The sequence below is a fragment of the Prevotella amnii CRIS 21A-A genome (assembly GCF_000177355.1).
Lineage (GTDB): Bacteria > Bacteroidota > Bacteroidia > Bacteroidales > Bacteroidaceae > Prevotella > Prevotella amnii.
Genome location: NZ_ADFQ01000030.1, coordinates 1 through 1004, shown reverse-complemented (window position 1 = coordinate 1004; position 1004 = coordinate 1). Strand labels below are relative to the sequence as shown.

The following is a 1004-nucleotide window of genomic DNA, read 5'->3' as shown; positions in this document are numbered from 1 at the left end:
CACATATATAATACTTATTTCATAGCACAAACTATATTCCTATCTGCTTGTATATACCCATTTTTATAACCTTTATAACCTCACTACAAAACTAAAAAATAATATAAAACATCTTTTACTATTTATCATAAGACAGAAATGATAAATAGCTTTTCTGTAAAATGTTTTTTTTAATAAAACTATTATTTATTTTTATTTTGTGGTTTAGTAGTAAAAGAGTATGTAGAAATAGTATCTTTAGGAATTTTCCTTCGTTCAAAGGCAGCGTCCAGCACACGCTTTTTTTCTATTTCCTCAGTGTATATTTGTTCTATAATATTTTTGCCATTTAGCTTTTTTATTATTTCTTTATTTTGCTGAACATGCTCTCTATCGCGATTAAGTCGCCTATCAAGTATAGTAGCAAGATCAAAGCTACCTCCGCTTGATTTCAAATAACCATAATCATATAGCTCTCTTTTAGACATATTGCGTGATAAACTATCTATATTGAGCTTGTGCTTTCCTATTACAACTACTTCATTGAGACTATGTTTGCTTGGAAATAAGAACACTGTATCGCGTAAAACTTCTTCACGGATAAGTTTTTCTGAAGAATATCCCTTAGCTTTAAAACTTGCTTGCTTAAACTGCTTTGGTAACGTTATAGTACCAAGATATATCGTTTTACCTATAAACTGCCCATCTACACATACCTCTACATCACGCACAGGAAATCTACTTATAGCATCGCATACTAATATCTGTTGCGCTTTTACATCTACTGTAATAATAATAGATATAAAAAAGCATAAGTATAAAAATATTCTTTCAGGATAAATAAAGGAAGATATGGATAGTTTCATAAAACAAAATTATTTTTTATAAAAGTAGAAATAATATATTATCTACGTTATACTATTACATAATAATAACAATATTTATGTCTTTTGCATAAATAACATAGTTATGTTTTATAAATATAAACAAAAAAAATGCGGTAGAATAAAACATCTACCGCATTT

The 1004-nt window shown here is 27.6% G+C and carries 1 protein-coding gene; it reads right to left on the bottom strand.

Going from position 1 to position 1004, the window contains the following annotated elements:
• Positions 1 to 182: 182 nt before the first annotated feature.
• On the bottom strand, positions 183 to 845 hold the full coding sequence (locus HMPREF9018_RS03190) for a hypothetical protein (protein ID WP_008448092.1): 663 nt from the start codon (positions 843 to 845) through the stop codon (positions 183 to 185).
• Between the last annotated feature and the right edge of the window lie 159 nt (positions 846 to 1004).